This is a genomic window from Burkholderia diffusa, from assembly GCF_902499115.1.
Lineage (GTDB): Bacteria > Pseudomonadota > Gammaproteobacteria > Burkholderiales > Burkholderiaceae > Burkholderia > Burkholderia diffusa.
The window spans coordinates 40,473-57,542 of the sequence record NZ_CABVPN010000018.1 but is presented as its reverse complement, the minus strand read 5'-3'; the positions used below and the strand labels follow the sequence as shown (position 1 = coordinate 57,542).

Annotated in this window: 12 protein-coding genes; 3 read left to right on the top strand and 9 right to left on the bottom strand. The window is 68.3% G+C overall.

What is annotated here, in order from left to right; translation table 11 throughout:
* Nucleotides 1-107: 107 nt before the first annotated feature.
* The 3 genes from BTE28158_RS19220 to hrpA form a co-directional block, all read right to left on the bottom strand.
* Nucleotides 108-1,082: a sterol desaturase family protein gene (locus BTE28158_RS19220; RefSeq protein WP_151051752.1), complete on the bottom strand. Its 975-nt coding sequence runs from the start codon at nt 1,080-1,082 to the stop codon at nt 108-110.
* A 16-nt stretch (nt 1,083-1,098) separates the two neighbouring features.
* Nucleotides 1,099-2,088: a YVTN family beta-propeller repeat protein gene (locus tag BTE28158_RS19215; protein ID WP_059608430.1), complete on the bottom strand. Its 990-nt coding sequence runs from the start codon at nt 2,086-2,088 to the stop codon at nt 1,099-1,101.
* A 169-nt stretch (nt 2,089-2,257) separates the two neighbouring features.
* Nucleotides 2,258-6,442 (bottom strand): ATP-dependent RNA helicase HrpA, encoded by a 4,185-nt coding sequence (gene hrpA, locus BTE28158_RS19210; RefSeq protein ID WP_174920023.1) that lies wholly within the window; start codon nt 6,440-6,442, stop codon nt 2,258-2,260.
* Between the two features lie 23 nt (nt 6,443-6,465).
* On the opposite strand from hrpA, the gene argA reads away from it, so the two are divergent.
* Entirely contained in the window at nt 6,466-7,845 is a 1,380-nt protein-coding gene (argA, locus tag BTE28158_RS19205) for an amino-acid N-acetyltransferase (protein WP_044847668.1), read from the top strand.
* Nucleotides 7,846-7,898: 53 nt separating this feature from the next.
* Nucleotides 7,899-8,174, top strand: a complete 276-nt coding sequence (locus tag BTE28158_RS19200; protein WP_006478357.1) for an oxidative damage protection protein — start codon at nt 7,899-7,901, stop codon at nt 8,172-8,174.
* 170 nt (nt 8,175-8,344) lie between these two features.
* Here the strand turns inward: BTE28158_RS19200 and BTE28158_RS19195 are convergent, their stop codons facing one another.
* From BTE28158_RS19195 to BTE28158_RS19185, 3 genes are all read right to left on the bottom strand, one after another.
* Nucleotides 8,345-9,757 (bottom strand): MFS transporter, encoded by a 1,413-nt coding sequence (locus BTE28158_RS19195; RefSeq protein WP_151052368.1) that lies wholly within the window; start codon nt 9,755-9,757, stop codon nt 8,345-8,347.
* Between the two features lie 176 nt (nt 9,758-9,933).
* Nucleotides 9,934-11,136 carry a CaiB/BaiF CoA transferase family protein gene (locus BTE28158_RS19190; RefSeq protein ID WP_151052370.1) on the bottom strand — a complete coding sequence of 401 codons (1,203 nt, stop codon included), beginning with the start codon at nt 11,134-11,136 and terminating at the stop codon, nt 9,934-9,936.
* 14 nt (nt 11,137-11,150) lie between these two features.
* Complete coding sequence (locus tag BTE28158_RS19185; protein WP_174920021.1) at nt 11,151-12,905, bottom strand: acyl-CoA dehydrogenase family protein; 1,755 nt, start codon at nt 12,903-12,905, stop codon at nt 11,151-11,153.
* A gap of 173 nt (nt 12,906-13,078) precedes the next feature.
* On the opposite strand from BTE28158_RS19185, the gene BTE28158_RS19180 reads away from it, so the two are divergent.
* Nucleotides 13,079-13,981 carry a LysR family transcriptional regulator gene (locus tag BTE28158_RS19180; protein WP_059608433.1) on the top strand — a complete coding sequence of 301 codons (903 nt, stop codon included), beginning with the start codon at nt 13,079-13,081 and terminating at the stop codon, nt 13,979-13,981.
* Nucleotides 13,982-14,002: 21 nt separating this feature from the next.
* Here the strand turns inward: BTE28158_RS19180 and BTE28158_RS19175 are convergent, their stop codons facing one another.
* The 3 genes from BTE28158_RS19175 to BTE28158_RS19165 all read right to left on the bottom strand — a co-directional run bounded on the left by BTE28158_RS19175 (nt 14,003) and on the right by BTE28158_RS19165 (nt 17,070).
* Nucleotides 14,003-15,421, bottom strand: a complete 1,419-nt coding sequence (locus tag BTE28158_RS19175; protein ID WP_151052010.1) for an amino acid permease — start codon at nt 15,419-15,421, stop codon at nt 14,003-14,005.
* Nucleotides 15,422-15,513: 92 nt separating this feature from the next.
* Nucleotides 15,514-16,581 (bottom strand): porin, encoded by a 1,068-nt coding sequence (locus BTE28158_RS19170; RefSeq protein WP_275404648.1) that lies wholly within the window; start codon nt 16,579-16,581, stop codon nt 15,514-15,516.
* 102 nt (nt 16,582-16,683) lie between these two features.
* Nucleotides 16,684-17,070, bottom strand: coding sequence for a RidA family protein (locus tag BTE28158_RS19165; RefSeq protein WP_059608436.1), 387 nt, complete (start codon nt 17,068-17,070; stop codon nt 16,684-16,686).

The window sequence follows — 17,070 nt, the reverse complement described above, 5'->3', positions numbered from 1 at the left end:
ACCTGTATCGACGATGAAAAACGGGGAAAGGATAAACCACACGGCCCGCATGCGCCAAAGCGCATGCGGGCCGTGCAGGAGAGCCGTTCAACGGGAAAGCGACGAGGTCAGGCCGACGCCGCGCCGCGCTTCGCGGGAACGAGGCGCCGGAAGATGCGCACGAACGCGAGGCCGTGCTGCGCCCAGAAGCCGTCGCCGTAGGACACGCCTTCGACCTGCTCGCGGATGCCGGTCGGCTCGACCGTGCGGTTCCACGACGCGGTGCCGAACATCATGTCCCACCACGGGAACAGCACGCCGAAGTTGCACCCGTACTTGGTGCCTTCGTGGCCGTAGCCGACCGCGTGGTGGCGCCGGTGGAAGGTCGGGCTCACGAGCAGGCGCTCGCCGAGCCAGCCGAACGGCAGCCGCGCATTCGTATGCTGGATGCTCTGCATGAAGTTCGTGACGGCGGTCAACACGACGAACTGCGACGGCGTCACGCCGATCACGAGCGCGATCGCCGCGAAGAAGCACGACTGGATCACGTTGTCGAGAAGGTGGTTGCGGTCGTCGCACCACAGCGACATCTGCCGCTGGCTGTGATGTACCGCGTGCAGTTCCCACCAGATGCCGAATTTGTGCTGCCAGCGGTGATACCAGTAGCCGGCGAAGTCGAGCACGACGAGGTAGATCGCGAACGCGACGATCGGCCGCGAGGTCACGCCCGGCCACAGATAGTCGAGGTTGACGTTCGCGACGCCGTGCAGGCGCAGCCATGCCTGGAAGCTGTCGAACACCGGCTGCAGCGCGAAGAAGAAGAACAGCGTATAGATGCCGAGCTTCGAGATCGCCGTATAGATCACGTCGACCCGCACCGCGCGGCGGTTCTGCCAGCGCTCGACCGGCAGCAGCGCCTCGAGCGGGCGCAGCAGCGCGAACATCAGCACCATCTGCAGCGCGCCGATGATCACCCAGTACAGCGCGTCGTAGGTGTCCTCGTCATAGCCCATCAGGTTGAACTTGAAGAGGAGCGGCTGCACGACATCGACGTACAGCCAGGTCTGGATGTCCGACACGAACGCATCGATCAGGTGCAGCATCGCTCGCCTCCGCCCGTCACGCGCCGTTCGCAGCCTTCCACGGCGCGCGGTCGTAGAAGTAGATCCCGTGCGGCGAACGGCCGACGGCGATCGTCTGCACCAGCTTGCGCGATGCGAGATCGATGATACCGACCTTCTTCGCGAAACGGAACGTCACCCACAGCGTCTTCTTGTCGGCGGACAATTCCATGTCGTCCGGCCCCGGCAGCAGGCCGGTGATGTCGCCGACGTTGGTCAGCGTGTTCTCGTCGATGATGCTGATCGTGTTCGCGACCCGGTTGGTGACCGCGACGTGCGTGCCGTCGGCAAGCGAGCGGAAGTTGTGCGCGCCGTTGCCCGTATGGATCTGCTTGACGACCTTCTGGTTGCGCCAGTCGACCACCGCGACGTAATCCGCGCCGGTCATCCCGACCAGCAGGAACTTGTCGTCCGGCGTGAGCCACAGGCCCGCCGGCACCTTGCCGACCTTCATCTTCCACTTGACCGTCTGCGTCGGCAGATCGATCGCCGCGATCTCGCCGGACACCTGCAGCGACACGAGCAGCGTCTTGCTGTCCTTCGTGAATGCGAGGTGGCTCGGCATCACCGCGAGCGGCACGCGCTTCGCGAGATGCACGTCGTGGCCGTCGTAGCTGTAGATGTCGACGCGGTCGAGCCGCAACCCCGCCGCCGCGAACCACTTGCGGTCGGGCGAGAAGCCGAGCTGGTACGGATCGTCGATCCCCTCGACGGTGCGCTGCAGCTTGCCCGTCTTCGGATCGAGGAACATCAGGCTGTTCGAGACCGAATTCGCGACGATCAGCGACGAATTGTCCGGCGTCGCCATCAGATGGTGCGGTTCCTTGCCGGTCGGCAGCGTGGAAACGACTTCGCGGGTCTGCTGGTCGATCAGGGAAAGCGTCGCTTCGGCCGAATTGAGGATGATCACGTTATTCGCGTGTGCGGCGGGCGCCAGCACGGCGGCGGCCAGCGCAAGCGTGCGGCCGAAGGAAAGGAAAGTGCGCATGAAGACTCACGTCGTGGAACAGCAGTCATTGTAGAACGCTCGGCAGGCCCCACCGGTTGACCTGAGGCGGCATTGCGCCACTTCGACGCAGGTCGCGGCTGCCATGCGGCCGGCGCCTTGGAGCGGCCGGGACCTGCAACCGGTGCGGGCCCGGCCGATCGCCGTTGCACTAGCGCTGCATCGACTCCCACACCTTGTGCAGACGCTTGACAGAGACAGGCATCGGCGTGCGCAGTTCCTGCGCGAACAGCGAAATTCGCAGCTCCTCCAGCAGCCAGCGGAATTCCGCGAGGCGCGGATCGGCGACGCCGCCGCGCTGCGACACCGCGCGCTGATACTGCTGGACGAGCGGCAGCAGCTCGCCGGACTGCTTCGCGTCGCGCGCCGGGTCGGCCTTCAGCTTGTCGATCCGCAGCGCGATGCCCTTCAGGTAGCGCGGGAAGTGTGCAAGCTGCACGTAAGGCGTGTCGATCACGAAGCGCTTGCCGACCAGCGCAGCGAGCTGCTGCTGCAGATCGGCGTGAGCCTGCGCGAACGGCTTCGCCTGCGCGAGCTTCTTCGCAAGCCCCGCATACTCGGCGAGGATCTGCCCGACGAGCCGCGCGATCTCCTGCGCGAGCAGGTTCAGGCGGCTCCGGCCCTCGTCGCGGCGCGCGTGGAAGCTCGCGTCGTCGTCGGGCAGCGGATCCTGCAGGCACGCGCGGTCGAGCGCCGTGTCGATCAGCTGGTCGCGCAGCTCGTCCTGCGTGCCGAGCGACATGTACTGCATCGCCATCTCGCGCAGCCCCGGCAGGTTCTTCTCGAGGAACTTGATCGGCTCCTTCAGCTGCAGCGCGAACAGTCGCCGCAAACCGGCCCGGTGGATCCGCGCGGCCTCCTCCGGCGAGTCGAACACCTCGACGTCGCAATGCGTGCCGCGATCGACGAGCGCGGGATAGCCGTACAGTGTCTGGCCACGGCGGCGGATCTCCAGCAGCTCGGGGAGCTTGCCGAAGTTCCACGTCGTCAGGTTCTCGTACAGCGCGGTCGCGCCGGCTTCCGCCGGGGCGGCCGTGTGCGGCGCCGCGCCCTTGCCCGGCTTGCCGCCCTTCGCCGCCGAACCCGCCACCGCGGCGAGCGCCGGCGCGTCACCCGCATCGCCGTCGCCCGCTTCGCCGCCCGGCGCGATCGTCGATGCCGCCGCGATCTTCTGGAACTGCTGCTGCGCCTGCGCGCCGAGCTCTTGGCGCAGTTGCGCGAGATTGCGCCCCATCGCGAGCTGGCGGCCATGCTCGTCGATCACCTTGAAGTTCATGAACAGGTGCGCGGGCAACGTCTCGAGCTTGAAGTCGGCCGTCTTCATCGCGACCTGGGTCTCGCCGCGCACGTCGGCGATCAGCGCCTCGACGAGGCCGCCCGCGCCGAAGCGCTCGCGGCCCGTCCGCTCGACGAAGCCGGCCGCGTATTCGGGCAGCGGCACACAGTGCCGGCGCAGCTTCTGCGGCAGCGACTTCAGGAGCAACTGCACCTTTTCCTTCAGCATCCCCGGCACAAGCCATTCGCAGCGGCGCGCGTCGACCTGGTTCAGTGCGTACAGCGGCACCGCGAGCGTCACGCCGTCGCGCGGCGTGCCGGGCTCGAAATGATACGTGAGCGCCATCTCGACACCGGCCATCGTCGCGCGCTTCGGGAACAGCTCGGTCGTCACGCCGGCCGCCTCGTGGCGCATCAGGTCGTCGCGCGACAGGTACAGCAGGCGCTGCTTCTCCTCTGCCTGACCGCCCTTCTTCGCCTCGTCGCGATACCAGCGCTCGAACGCGGCGCCCGTGTGGATTCCCTCCGGAATCGCCTGGTCGTAGTACGCGTAGATCAGCTCGTCGTCGACCAGCACGTCCTGGCGGCGCGACTTGTGCTCGAGCTGCTCGATGTCGGCGAGCAGCTTGCGGTTGTGCGCGAAGAACGGCAGCTTCGTGTCGAACTCGCCCTCGACCAGCGCGCCGCGGATGAACAGCTCTCGCGCCCGCGCCGGATCCTGCTTGCCGAACGCGACGCGGCGGCGGTGGTAGATCGGCAGCCCGTACAGCGTCGCGCGCTCGAACGCGCTGACCTGCGCGGGACGCTTTTCCCAGTGCGGCTCCGACAGCGATTTCTTCAAGAGGTGCGCGCCGATCTTCTCGACCCACTCCGGCTCGATCTTCGCGAGACAGCGCGCATACAGCCGGCTCGTCTCGACGAGTTCGGCCGCCATCACCCAGCGGCCGGCCTTCTTCGCGAGCGCCGAACCCGGCCACAGGTAGAACTTGATCCCGCGCGCACCGAGGTAGTGCGGATCGTCGTCGGCCTTCATGCCGAGGTTGCCGAGCAGGCCCGTCAACAGGGCCAGATGGACCTGTTCATAGGTCGCTTCGACCTCGTTGAGCCGCCAGCCGTGCTCACGCACGACCGTCAGCAGCTGCGAATGGACATCGCGCCATTCGCGCAGCCGCAGGTGCGACAGGAAGTTCTGCCGGCACGCGTCGACCAGCTGGCGGTTCGACTTCTTGTGCGCGACGGCTTCTTCGAACCACGCCCAGATCTTCAGCCACTGGAGGAATTCGGAGCGCTCGTCGGCGAACCGGCGGTGCGCCTGGTCGGCCTGCTCCTGCGCCTCGATCGGACGGTCGCGCGGGTCCTGCACGGACAGCGCGCTCGCGATGATCAGCACCTCGCGCAGCGACTGCTGGTCGCGCGCGGCGAGAATCATCCGGCCGACGCGCGGATCGAGCGGCAGCCGCGCGAGTTCGCGGCCGAGCGGCGTCAGCGCGTTGTCGTCGTCGACCGCGCCGAGTTCGTTGAGCAGCTGGTAGCCGTCCGCGATCGCGCGGCCGGGCGGCGGCTCGAGGAACGGGAACGATTCGATCGCCGTCAGGTGCAGCGACTTCATCCGCAGGATCACCGACGCGAGCGACGAGCGCAGGATTTCCGGATCGGTGAAACGCGCGCGCGCCTGGTAGTCGCTTTCCTCGTACAAGCGGATGCAGACGCCGTCGGCCACCCGGCCGCAGCGGCCCGCGCGCTGGTTCGCGGCGGCCTGCGAGATCGACTCCACCTGCAGCTGCTCGACCTTGTTCCGGTACGAATAGCGCTTCACCCGCGCGAGACCGGTGTCGACGACGTAGCGGATGCCCGGCACCGTCAGCGACGTTTCGGCCACGTTGGTCGCGAGCACGATGCGGCGTGCGTTCGACGCCTTGAACACCTTGTCCTGGTCGGCCGCCGACAGCCGCGCGAACAGCGGCAGGATCTCGGTATGCGGCGGATGATGCTTGCGCAGCGCCTCGGCCGCCTCGCGGATCTCGCGCTCGCCGGGCAGGAACACCAGCACGTCGCCGGGGCCTTCGCGGCACAGTTCGTCGACCGCGTCGACGATCGCGTCCATCAGGTCGCGTTCGGCCTCGCGCGCGGTCTTCACGCGATCGCGGCCGCCCGTGCCTTCGGCGTTCTTCACGGCCGGGCGATCCTCGGCCACCGGCCGGTAGCGCATCTCGACCGGATACAGCCGCCCGCTCACCTCGATCACGGGCGCCGGGCGCTCGTCGGTGCCGAAATGGCGCGCGAAGCGGTCGGCGTCGATCGTCGCGGACGTGACGATCAGCTTCAGGTCCGGCCGCCTCGGCAGGATTTCCTTCAGGTAGCCGAGCAGGAAGTCGATGTTCAGGCTGCGCTCGTGCGCCTCGTCGATGATCAGCGTGTCGTACGCCTTCAGCAGCGGATCGGTCTGCGTCTCGGCGAGCAGGATCCCGTCCGTCATCAGCTTGACGGACGCGCCCGGCGCGAGATTGTCGGTGAAGCGCACCTTGTAGCCGACCACCTCGCCGAACGGCGTGCCGAGCTCCTCGGCGATCCGCCGGCCGGTCGACGACGCGGCCAGGCGCCGCGGCTGCGTATGGCCGATCAGGCCGGTGCCGCCGGCGCCGAGGCCGCGGCCGAGATCGAGACAGATCTTCGGCAACTGGGTGGTCTTGCCCGAACCCGTTTCACCGCAAACGATGACGACCTGATGACCGGCGATCGCGCGCGCGATTTCGTCGCGCTTGCCCGACACGGGCAGGCTTTCGGGGTAGGTGATCAGCGGAACGGGATTGGGCGCGACGGCTGCGCGCGGCGGACGTTCGCGGCGCGGCGCGCGCTCGCCGGCGGCCTGTGGTGCGCCCTGCGCGGCCGGCTGGCCCGGTTCGCGGCGCCGCTCGTCGCCGCGCGGCGGCTGACCCGCCCGCTGTTGCTGCTGGCGCGCCGGCTGGCCCTGCTGCTGACGCGCATCGGCCGCACCCTCCGGGTGCCGGGCCGACGGCGCTTTGGCCCGCGTCGGCGCGGGACTTTTAGGTACATTCGACATGGGGGCGCATTATAATCCCGCCCATGAATTCCCAAACCGACCTCCCACCCGCCCAGACCGGCGCCGCGACGCCGCCGGCCGCCGACGATTCGGCCGCCAGCCACGCGCAGTTCGTCGACTGGATGCGCTCCGTCGCGCCCTATATCCACAAGTTCCGCAACAGCACGTTCGTCGTGGGGTTCGGCGGCGAGGTGGTGCAGCAGGGGCTGCTGAATGCGCTCGTGTCCGACATCGCGCTCTTGCAGGCGATGGGCATCCAGATCGTGCTCGTGCACGGCTCGCGGCCGCAGGTCGAGGAGCAGCTGAGCCTGCACGGTGTCGAATCCGAGTTTTCGCACGGGCTGCGCATCACCGATGCGCGCGCGCTCGAATCCGCGAAGGAAGCGGCCGGCGAAGTGCGTCTCGACATCGAGGCAGCGATCAGCCAGGGTCTGCCGAACTCGCCGATGGCGCACGCGCACATCAGCGTCGTGTCCGGCAACTTCGTGACCGCACGGCCAGTGGGGATTCTCGACGGGGTCGATTTCGCGCACACGGGCATCGTGCGCAAGATCGACGCCGAATCGATCCGTCATTCGCTCGCGAGCCGCAAGCTCGTGCTGCTGTCGCCGCTCGGCTTCTCGCCGACCGGCGAGGCGTTCAACCTGTCGATGGAAGACGTCGCGTCGGCCGCCGCGATCGCGCTGCGCGCCGACAAGATCATCTTCCTGACCGAAGCGCCCGGCATCGTCGACGACGAAGGCGGGCTGATCCGCGAAATGTCGCTCGACGCGGCCGCCGAGCTGCTCGATTCCGGCAACATCCAGGGCGACGATGCGTTCTTCCTGAAGCACTCGATCCGCGCATGCCGCGGCGGCGTGACCCGCGCCCACCTGATTCCGCAGTCGCTCGACGGCAGCATGCTGCTCGAACTGTTCCTGCACGACGGCGTCGGCACGATGATCTCGTACGAGAACCTCGAGAGCCTCCGCGAAGCGACGCCGGACGACGTCGGCGGCATCCTGTCGCTGATCGAGCCGCTCGAGTCGGACGGCACGCTGGTGCGGCGCGGCCGCCACCAGATCGAACGCGACATCGACCACTTCTCGGTGATCGAGCACGATGGCGTGCTGTTCGGCTGCGCGGCGCTGTACCCGTACCAGCAGGAAAAGATCGGCGAGATGGCGTGCCTGACGGTCGCGCCGGAAGCACAGGGCTCGGGCGACGGCGAACGCCTGCTCAAGCGCATCGAGCAGCGCGCCCGCGCGCGCGGCCTCACGCACATCTTCGTGCTCACGACGCGCACCGAGCACTGGTTCCTCAAGCGCGGCTTCGTCAAGGTCAGCGTCGACGACCTGCCGGAAGACCGTCGCAAACTCTATAACTGGCAGCGCAAGTCGCTCGTGCTGATGAAGCAGCTCTGAGCGCAGGCACGACTGCCCTTCCCCCCAGACACCGATTACAGGAGAAGTACACGATGGCTCGAATGATCCAATGCGCGAAGCTCGGCAAGGAAGCCGAAGGCCTCGATTTCCCGCCGCTGCCGGGCGAACTCGGCAAGCGCATTTACGAGAGCGTCTCGAAGGAAGCGTGGCAAGGCTGGCTGAAGCAGCAGACGATGCTGATCAACGAAAACCGCCTGAACATGGCCGACCCGCGTGCGCGCCAGTACCTGATGAAGCAGACCGAGAAGTACTTCTTCGGCGACGGCGCGGACCAGGCATCCGGCTACGTGCCGCCGACGGAAGGCTGAAGCACCGCGAATCGCGCACGCCGGTCGCACCGGCAGCGACGAGAAGCCAAGCAAACGGCACCGTGTATCGCACGGTGCCGTTTGCTTTTGGGAGGGCGGAATCGGGTCGATGCGATCCGGCCGGCGCGTTCGCTGCCGCCGAATCGGCACGTCACGCCGGCCCGGCGGATTCAACCCGCCGGTTTCAACGCACCGCGGTCGCCCGCCTGCGCGGTCTCGCCGGCCGGACTTTCAGCGCTCGCGCCTTCGGTGCCCCATTCGGCCGCATCGCTGCGCTCGGCGCTCGACAGCTCGTCCGCGCGATACCCGGTGCGATTCAGCAGCGCCAGCATGCACGCGAGCGACACGAGCGCGTACAGCCCCGATGCGATCGCGACGCCGACGATGCTGCCCGTCGCATTGAGGATCGCCTGCGCGAGCACCGGCGTGCCGCCGCCGACGACGAGCGCGCTCAACTGATACGCGAGAGACAGGCCCGTATAGCGGATGTTGGCCGGAAACACGCGCGCGAGCACGCCGCCGACCGCGCCGTAGAACATCGCCGACGGAATCGTCGAGATGCACATGCCCGCGACGGCGACCCAGTACGAACGCGTCGCGAGCGCATGGAACATCACGGGCATCAGCACGATCTCGGGAATCAGGATCCAGCACATCGCGCGCCGCATGTCGACCTTCGACACGAACCACGCGCCGACCGGCTGCATCAGGAACTGCACGACGAGCGAGATCGACAGGATGCCGAGGAACGTGCCCTGCGCGTAGCCGAGCTCCTTCGTCGCCCACGACAGTGCGAACGTGCTGCGGAAATACGTGACGTTGATCACCGGCAGCGTGCCGGCCGCGAGCAGCACGACGGGCCAGTGGTCGCGCACGACGTCGCGCAGCGGCCGCTTCACCGTGCGCTTGCGTGCGAGCACGCGCTGCATGTCGATCGACTCCTCGAGCCGCAGCCGGATCACCATGCCGATGATCACGAGCACGGCCGACAGCAGGAACGGAATGCGCCAGCCCCACATCAGGAACGACGGCGTCGGCAGCGTGCTGAGCGCGAAGAACGCGGCGGTGGCGAGTAGGTTGCCGGTGGGCGAGCCCTGCTGCGCGAACGCCGCATAGAGGATGCTGCGATGCTTCGGCGCATTCTCGCTCGCGATCAGCACCGCGCCGCCCCACTCGCCGCCGACCGCGATGCCCTGCAGCACGCGCAGCACGACGAGGCCCGCGGGCGCCCACACGCCGATCGACGCATAGCCGGGCAACAGGCCGATGCCCGTCGTCGCGAGCCCCATCATCACCAGCGTGATCACGAGCGCCGTCTTGCGGCCGACGCGGTCGCCGAGATGCCCGAACACGATGCCGCCGAGCGGCCGCGCGGCGAAGCCGGCCCAGAACGTGACGAACGCGAGCAGCGTCGCGACGCCCGGATCCATCGTGCGGGAAAAGAACACCTTGCCGAACACGAGCGCCGCGGCCGTGCCGTAGATGTAGAAGTCGTACCACTCGATCGTGGTGCCGACGAACGCCGCGAGGGCGGCACGGCCAGGCCGCGGCTGCGCGGCGGATGGGGATTGCGGACGGCTCATCGATGTCTCCATGTTCGTGATCGGCGGCGCGACTGTCGCGCGCCTTGCCGGATGGCCGGCCTTGCGCCGCCGGCTGGCGGTGGTGCTTTACTGCGCTTTGAGTTGCCTTGCGTTGCGCTGCTTTTCCCTGCGATGCGTCGGCCGAGGATGCTCGCGTGCGAGCGCCACCCGGCCGGTCACGCCGGGTCCGGCGCGACCTTCAGCACGCCGGCGTCGAGCAGTTGCTGCTGGAGCGCGGGATCGACGCCGAGGCGGTCGAGCACCGCGCGCGTGTCGCGGCCGAGCGCGGGTGGCGGCGAACGATAGGTCGCCGGCGTGCGCGACAGCTTCACCGGCGAGGCGGTGCCGCGATATGCGCCGATCTCGACGAACAACGCGCGGTGCAGCGCATGCGGGTCGCGCGCGACATCGGCGACCGTGCGCACCGGCCCGCACGGTACGCCCGCCGCCATCAGGTCGCGCGCCAGCGGCTCGCACGGATGGGCGGCGAGCCGTGCCTCGAGCTCGACCTTCAGCTCGAGCCGGTGCGCGCAGCGGCTGCGGTTGTCGGCGAAGCGCGGATCGCCCGCGAGCGCCGGCGCGCCGAGATACGCGACAAGACGCGCGAACTGCCGGTCGTTGCCGACCGCGAGAAAGATCGGCGCCGTCGCCGTGCGGTAGCTGTCGTACGGCGCGATGTTCGGATGCGCGTTGCCGCTGCGCTCGGGCACGCGCCCCGATCCGAAGAAGTTCGGCAGGTGCGGATGCAGCAGCGACACGCCGCAGTCGTACAGCGCGATGTCGATCGACTGCCCCAGCCCGCTCTTCTCGCGCTCCGCGAGCGCCAGCAGGATGCCGGCAAGCGCGTTGAGCCCCGTGACCATGTCGACGATCGGCAACCCGATGCGCATCGCGTCGCCGTCGCGCTCGCCATTGACGCTCATCAGCCCGGCCATCGCCTGGATCACCGCGTCGTAGCCGGGCAACCCGCCGAGCGGCCCATCCTCGCCGAAGCCCGTCACCGCGCAGTGGATCAGGCGCGGGAAACGCGGCTGCAGGTCGCGCGCATAGTCCATCCCCCAGCGCGCGAGCGTGCCTGGCTTGAAGTTCTCGACGAGCACGTCGGCGTCCTCCAGCAGGCGCCACAGGATCGCGCGCCCTTCGTCGCGGGACAGGTCGAGCGCGAGCCCTTCCTTGTTGCGGTTCACGCCCATGAAGTACCACGCGGTGTCGCCGAGGAAAGGCGGCCCCCAGCCGCGCGTCTCGTCGCCGCCCGGCGGCTCGATCTTGATCACCGTCGCGCCGTGATCGGCGAGCGCCTGCGTGCAGTACGGACCGCCGAGCACGCGGCTCAAGTCGACTATCTTCAGGCCGTCAAGTGTGCCGCGCGGCGCGTTCATCGCTTCCGTCGCGCTCATCGTTCGACCTCCGGCAGCAGGTCGAGCGCCATGTCGAGCGGCACCGTCGTGCCGCGCAGCAGCGCGTCGAACGCCGCCGCTTCGTCGTCGCGCGACGCCGGTGCGAGCGGGTCGACCGGCAGCAGCTTGTGACGCACGATCAAGTGCGCGAGCGCGAGGCGCCGGTAATCGGGTGCGAGCTCTGCGCCCTCGCACGCCATCAGCACGGCCGCGCTCGCGTAGTAAAGCGCCGACGCAGCCTGCCGCACGCGCGCGTCGTCGCCTTCAGCCGCAACCCGTGCGAGCGCATCGCACGCGCGCACGAGAATGCGCCGCAGCGCCGCGCGGCTCGCGTCGGGCAGCGGCGCCGCGCCGAGCCGGTCGCCGAGGAACGTGCGCAGCGCGTCGAGCGCCTGCTCGCGCTGCGCGGCGCGCGCGACGTCGAGCGCCACGATGTTGCTGGTGCCTTCCCAGATCGAGCCGAGATGCGCGTCGCGCACGAGACGCGCATCGCCCCATTCCTCGATGTAGCCGGTGCCGCCGCGCACCTCCATCGCGTCGCCCGTCACGCGACGCGCATCGCGGCACGCGCGGAACTTGATCAGCGGCGTCAGGATGCGCACGCAGCGTGCAGCCTGCTCGTTGCCCGCGTCGGCCTGAGGCAGCAGCATCGCGATCTGCATGAACATCGCGCGCGCGGCCTCGGCGGGCAGCAGCATCTTCATCAGCTGACGCTGCATCAGCGGCATCTCGATCAGCTTGCGGCCGAACGCCTCGCGATGCGCGGCGACGTGCAGGGCCTCGTTCAGCGCGCGCCGCATCAGTCCGGCCGCGCGCACGCCGTTCGACAGCCGCGACATGTTGATCATGTCGGCCATCTGGTGGAAACCGCGACCGATCTCGCCGATCAGGTAAGCCTGCGCGCCTTCGAGCGCGATCTCGCCGCTCGCCATCGAACGGCTGCCGAGCTTGTCCTTCAGTCGTACGATCCGGTAGCGGTTGCGCGTGCCGTCCCGCAGCGTCTTCGGCAACAGGAACAGCGCGAGGCCCTTGATGCCGTCCGGCGCGCCGTCGGGGCGCGCGAGCACCATCGCCAGGTCGGCGTCCGCGTTCGAGCAGAACCACTTGTCGCCGTACAGGCGCCACACCGCCCCGCCCTGCGCGTCGGTTTCGCGCACCGCGCGCGTCGCGATGCGGCCGACGTCGGAACCGGCCGCCTGCTCGGTCATGAACATCGCGCCCTGGAACAGCGTGTCGAAATCGCGCGACGCGAGCATCGGCAGATACTGCTCGACGAGCGCCCGATCCCCGAAACGGCGCAGCGTGCGCGTCAGCGAATCGGTCATGCTGACCGGGCAGCACAGCCCGAATTCCGCCTGGACGAACAGGAACGTCAGCGCGTACTTGACGAGCGGCGCCACCGCCTCGGGCTGGTGGCTCAGCGCCGCGAGCCCGAGTTCCGAATAGGCGACCCGTTCGAGCGCGACATACGCGGGATCCTTGTCGATCCGCTGCACGGCTTCGCCGCGCCGGTTGCGATGCTCGAGCACGGGCGGATGCTTGTCCGCGCGCGACGCCCACGCGTCGAGTTCGCCCGCCACGCGCGCGCCGAGCGCGTGCAGCTGCGGTTCGAGTTCCGCGTATCGGGTCGCACCGAGATGCAGCTTCAGCAACGCGCCGAGGTCGGGATCGGCCGTGAAGAAATTGATGCCCCGGCTATCGGGGATGTTGTTGGCCGCGCCGGTGTCCGGCGTGCGAGCGATGTCGTTCATGCATGCGTCTCCATGGTGGCCCGGCTGCCGGCCGGTGCCCGCGCCGTGGCGGCGCGGCCGGCGGGTGCCAGACGTTCAGCAGAGCGTAGGCGCGCGATCGATAAGCGTCCAATACAGGATTTATCCGGTACGATAGACGACGCTTATCGATGCCGATGCGGGGAGGAGACACCATGGAACTGAGGCAGTTGCGCTACTTCGTGGCGGTCGCCGAGGAACTGCATTTCGGGCGCGCGGCGAAGCGCCTGTTCATCTCGCAGCCGGCGCTGAGCTTCGACATCCGCAAGTTCGAGGATGCGCTCGGCGTGCAGCTTTTTTCCCGCACCAACAAGACGGTCGCACTGACCAACGCGGGCGCCGTGCTGCTCGGCGAAGCGCGCCGGCTGCTGCTGCAGGCGGCCGAGGCCGAGCGTCTCACGGTGCGCTCGGCGTCCGGTCTCGCCGGCCGGCTGCGGATCGGCTTCGTCCATTCGATGCTGTATCGCGGGCTGCCCGATGCCGTGCGGCGCTTCGAGGCCGACTATCCGAGCGTCGAGATCGTGCTGAGCGAGATGAACACGCAGGCGCAGGTGCAGGCGATCCAGCGCGGCCAGATCGATCTCGGCTACGCGCACTGGGGCCACTGCCCGCCCGAGGTCGAATCGGCGCCCGTCTACGCCGAACCGTTCGTGTGCTGCCTGCCGGCCGCGCATCCGCTCGCGCGGCGCCGGCAGGTCACACTCGCCGCGCTGGCCGCGGAACCGTTCATCCTGTTTCCGCGCGACGCGGCGCCGCACTATCACGACCTGATCATCGCGCAATGCGTGAACGCGGGATTCAGCCCGCTGATCCGTCATGAGGCGCGGCTGTGGCAGACGATCCTGTCGATGATCGAATTCGGGATGGGCATCGCGCTCGTGCCGCGCGTGCTGCAGCAGGTGAAGAGCGACCGGCTCGTGTTCCGGCCGCTGAAGGATGCGTCGCTCGAATCGCGCACGCTGGAGTTGAAGCGCAGCGGCACCGCCGAACCGGTCGCGCTGCGCTTCGCCGACTACGTGCGCGCGTCGATCGACGCGCTGCCCGCGCTCGCGGGCTGATCGGGCGCCGGCACTTCTCCGCTACTTCGCTTCCGGCTGCAGCACCGGCTGCGCGCGCCGATACCACACCGCGTACACGACGGACAGCGCGAAAAGGAACGGAATGCCGAAGATCAGCGTCATGTGGAACTCGGCCGTGAAGTACGTCGTCACCATCACCGCGAGCATCAGCACCGCGCCGAGCAGCGTCAGCAGCGGAAAGCCGCGCATCCGGAACGCGGGCGCCGGCAGGCCAAGCGCCGCGCGACGCCGCCGGAAGCAGTAATGCGTGACGAAGATCATCATCCACGTGAACAGCGCGCCGAACATCGACACCGACATCATGATCGTGAACGACGCGTCCGGATACAGCACGCTCAGGACCGTCGCGAGCGCGATGCCAAGCGTCGAAAGCATCAGCGCGCCGAACGGCACGCCGCGCGCGTTCACCTCGCCGAGCGCCTTCGGCGCGTGACCCGCGCGCGACAGGCTGAACATCATCCGCGTCGTGATGTAGAGCTGGCTGTTCATCGCGGACAGCGCGGCGATCAGTACGACGAAGTTGATCAGCCCGGCCGCTCCCGGCAGGTGGATCGCCTCCATCACCTTCACGAACGGGCTCTCGTCGCGCCCCGCCGCCGTCCACGGCACGATCGCGAGCATCAGCGCGAGCGTGACGAGGTAGAACAGCACGAGCCGCACGATCGTCGAGCGGAACGCGCGCGTCACCGCGCGCTCGGGATCTTCCGCCTCGCCCGCCGCGACCGCGATCATCTCGATGCTCAGGTAGCTGAAGATCGACACGATCACCGCGACCCACATTCCCCACATCCCCTTCGGGAAGAAGCCGCCATGCTCGGTGTAATGGTGGAAGCCCGCGCCGGCCGCGCCGTCGCCGACCAGCGCCGGATTACCGAACACGACGCAAGCGCCCAGCACGATGAAGCCGACGATCGCCGCGATCTTCACGACCGAGAAGCCGTATTCGACCGCGCCGAACACGTCGACGCTGCGCGCGTTGACGAACACGAGCAGCGCCGAGAAGCCGACGATCCACAGCCAGCCCGGTACGCCCGGGAACCAGTACTTCATGTACAGCGCGATCGCGGTGACTTCGGTGCCGACCGCAAGCACGATGCACGCCCAGTACGCATAGCGCACGAGGAACCCGGCCCACGGGCTCACGTAATGTTCGGCGTACGCGCCGAACGACCCGGAGGTCGGGTGCGCGACCGTCATCTCCGCGAGACAGCCCATCAGCAACAGCGAGATGAACGCGCCGATCGCGTAGCTGACGAGCACGCTCGGGCCGGCAAAGCCGATCGCGAACCCGCTGCCGAGAAAGAGACCCGTGCCGATCGCACCGCCGATCGCGATCATCGCCATCTGCCGTGCGGAAAGCGTGCGGCGCAGACCCTGCTCGCGCGCCGCGATGTGCTGGAATTGCCCTTCTGGTTGCATCGAATGACCTCGTTCGAAAGCGTGTGTCCGGTCGAAACGTCGACGGCGCACGGACCGGTGCCGGACCGCACCGGCCACCGCGCGCCGCGTGCTCAGAACATGTGGCGCAAGCCGGCCGCGATACCCGTCTGGTTGCCGCGTCCGGGCATTTCGGTGAACGCGCCGCCGGTCACGCGGTTGTAGTCGACCGTCGCGTAGACCTGCGTTGCCTTCGACAGAGCGTACTCGGCCTCGAGCACGCCCGTATAGCGCTTGCCGCCGTTACCTGCGATGCCGTTGACGTTGCGGATGTCGTCGTAGTACGCGACGCCGGTCACCGACACCGCTGGCGTGACCTTCACGCTCGCACCGGTATAGAAGATCGCGTCGCGGCGCGGATTGTCTGCGAACGAACCGTAGGTCACGTCGCGGCCCGGCGCGTTCAGCAGTTGCCGGTCGAGCATGCCCGTGCGATCGATGCCGCCGAGATAGCCCGCGTACAGCGTCGCCGCGCCGAACGCGTAGCGCGCGCCCGCGCCCCATGCCTGCTGCGCACGGCTGTTCAGGTCGCGCACCTGCTGGTAGGTCGCGCCGACCATGAGCCCGCCGAGCGTGTACGACACGTGCGTACCCCAGTACGCATTCGCGCCGAGGCTGCCCGCGACGCCGCCGAAGCCGTAACTCGCGCCGACGTTCAGCCCGCCGAACATGCCGTCGTAGCTGACCACGTTGCTCGCACGGCCCTGCGTGAGGAAGTACGGCCACATGTTGGCCGTGTAGTTGCCGACCGTCAGCGGATCGAGATCGCCGAACAGGTTGAACGCCTCGGTCGCCTGCCGGCCGAGCCTCACGGTGCCCCAGTCGCTCGCCAGGCCGACATACGCATAGCGGCCGAACAGCGCGCCGTCGAGTTGCCCGTTCTGCGGCTCGAAGCCGCTCTCGAGCTGGAAGATCGCCTTCAGCCCGCCGCCGAGCGCTTCGCTGCCCTTCAGGCCCCAGCGGCTGTTGGTGATCGCGCCGTTGGTCATCTGAACGCTCGCGTCGTTCGACGCGTTCGCATGCGTCGTGTAGCGAATGCTCTGATCGACGATGCCGTACAGCGTCACGCTGCTCTGCGCCATCGCGCCGCTTGCGGCGAGCAGGCCCGCTATCGTCGGTAGTGCGAATCGAGTGATACTCATCTTCTTCGTCTCCATCCTTGTCTGAATATTTGATGTTTGTCGGGGGGGGTGGTGCTTGTCGGTAATCGTGGGTGCTGCAATCGTCGCGAAGTCGTGTGCCGGCTAGCCGCGTGCCGCCGGCAGCGCGACATACGCGACGAGTTCGACGCGCATGTCAGGGTGCGCGAAGCCCTGCACGCCCACGCACGTGCGGTTCGGATACGGCTCGCGGAAATGACGCCGGTATTCGGCATCGAATTCGGGCATCGCCTTCACGTCGGACAGGTAGACGAGCACCTGCGCGACGTCGTCCATCGTCGCGCCCGCCGCCGCGACGGCCTTCGCGAGATTGCCGAGCGTGATGCGCGCCTGCTCGGCCATCGTGTCGCCGGCGATCGCGCCGGACGCATCGACCGGCCCATGGCCGGTAAACATCAGCCCGCCTGCGCGGGTCGCCCACGAGAACGGCTGCGCGAGCTGGGGCAAGTCGACCGGGATGGTGTCTGCCAT

Excerpts from the sequence above, each read along its gene's own strand:
- BTE28158_RS19200 (WP_006478357.1), top strand. The coding sequence starts at position 7,899 with ATGGCTCGAATGATCCAATGCGCGAAGCTCGGCAAGGAAGCCGAAGGC.
- BTE28158_RS19215 (WP_059608430.1), bottom strand. The coding sequence starts at position 2,088 with ATGCGCACTTTCCTTTCCTTCGGCCGCACGCTTGCGCTGGCCGCCGCC.
- BTE28158_RS19185 (WP_174920021.1), bottom strand. The coding sequence starts at position 12,905 with ATGAACGACATCGCTCGCACGCCGGACACCGGCGCGGCCAACAACATC.
- BTE28158_RS19175 (WP_151052010.1), bottom strand. The coding sequence starts at position 15,421 with ATGCAACCAGAAGGGCAATTCCAGCACATCGCGGCGCGCGAGCAGGGT.
- hrpA (WP_174920023.1), bottom strand. The coding sequence starts at position 6,442 with ATGTCGAATGTACCTAAAAGTCCCGCGCCGACGCGGGCCAAAGCGCCG.
- argA (WP_044847668.1), top strand. The coding sequence starts at position 6,466 with ATGAATTCCCAAACCGACCTCCCACCCGCCCAGACCGGCGCCGCGACG.
- BTE28158_RS19195 (WP_151052368.1), bottom strand. The coding sequence starts at position 9,757 with ATGAGCCGTCCGCAATCCCCATCCGCCGCGCAGCCGCGGCCTGGCCGT.
- BTE28158_RS19190 (WP_151052370.1), bottom strand. The coding sequence starts at position 11,136 with ATGAACGCGCCGCGCGGCACACTTGACGGCCTGAAGATAGTCGACTTG.
- BTE28158_RS19170 (WP_275404648.1), bottom strand. The coding sequence starts at position 16,581 with ATGAGTATCACTCGATTCGCACTACCGACGATAGCGGGCCTGCTCGCC.
- BTE28158_RS19180 (WP_059608433.1), top strand. The coding sequence starts at position 13,079 with ATGGAACTGAGGCAGTTGCGCTACTTCGTGGCGGTCGCCGAGGAACTG.
- BTE28158_RS19165 (WP_059608436.1), bottom strand. The coding sequence starts at position 17,070 with ATGGCAGACACCATCCCGGTCGACTTGCCCCAGCTCGCGCAGCCGTTC.
- BTE28158_RS19220 (WP_151051752.1), bottom strand. The coding sequence starts at position 1,082 with ATGCTGCACCTGATCGATGCGTTCGTGTCGGACATCCAGACCTGGCTG.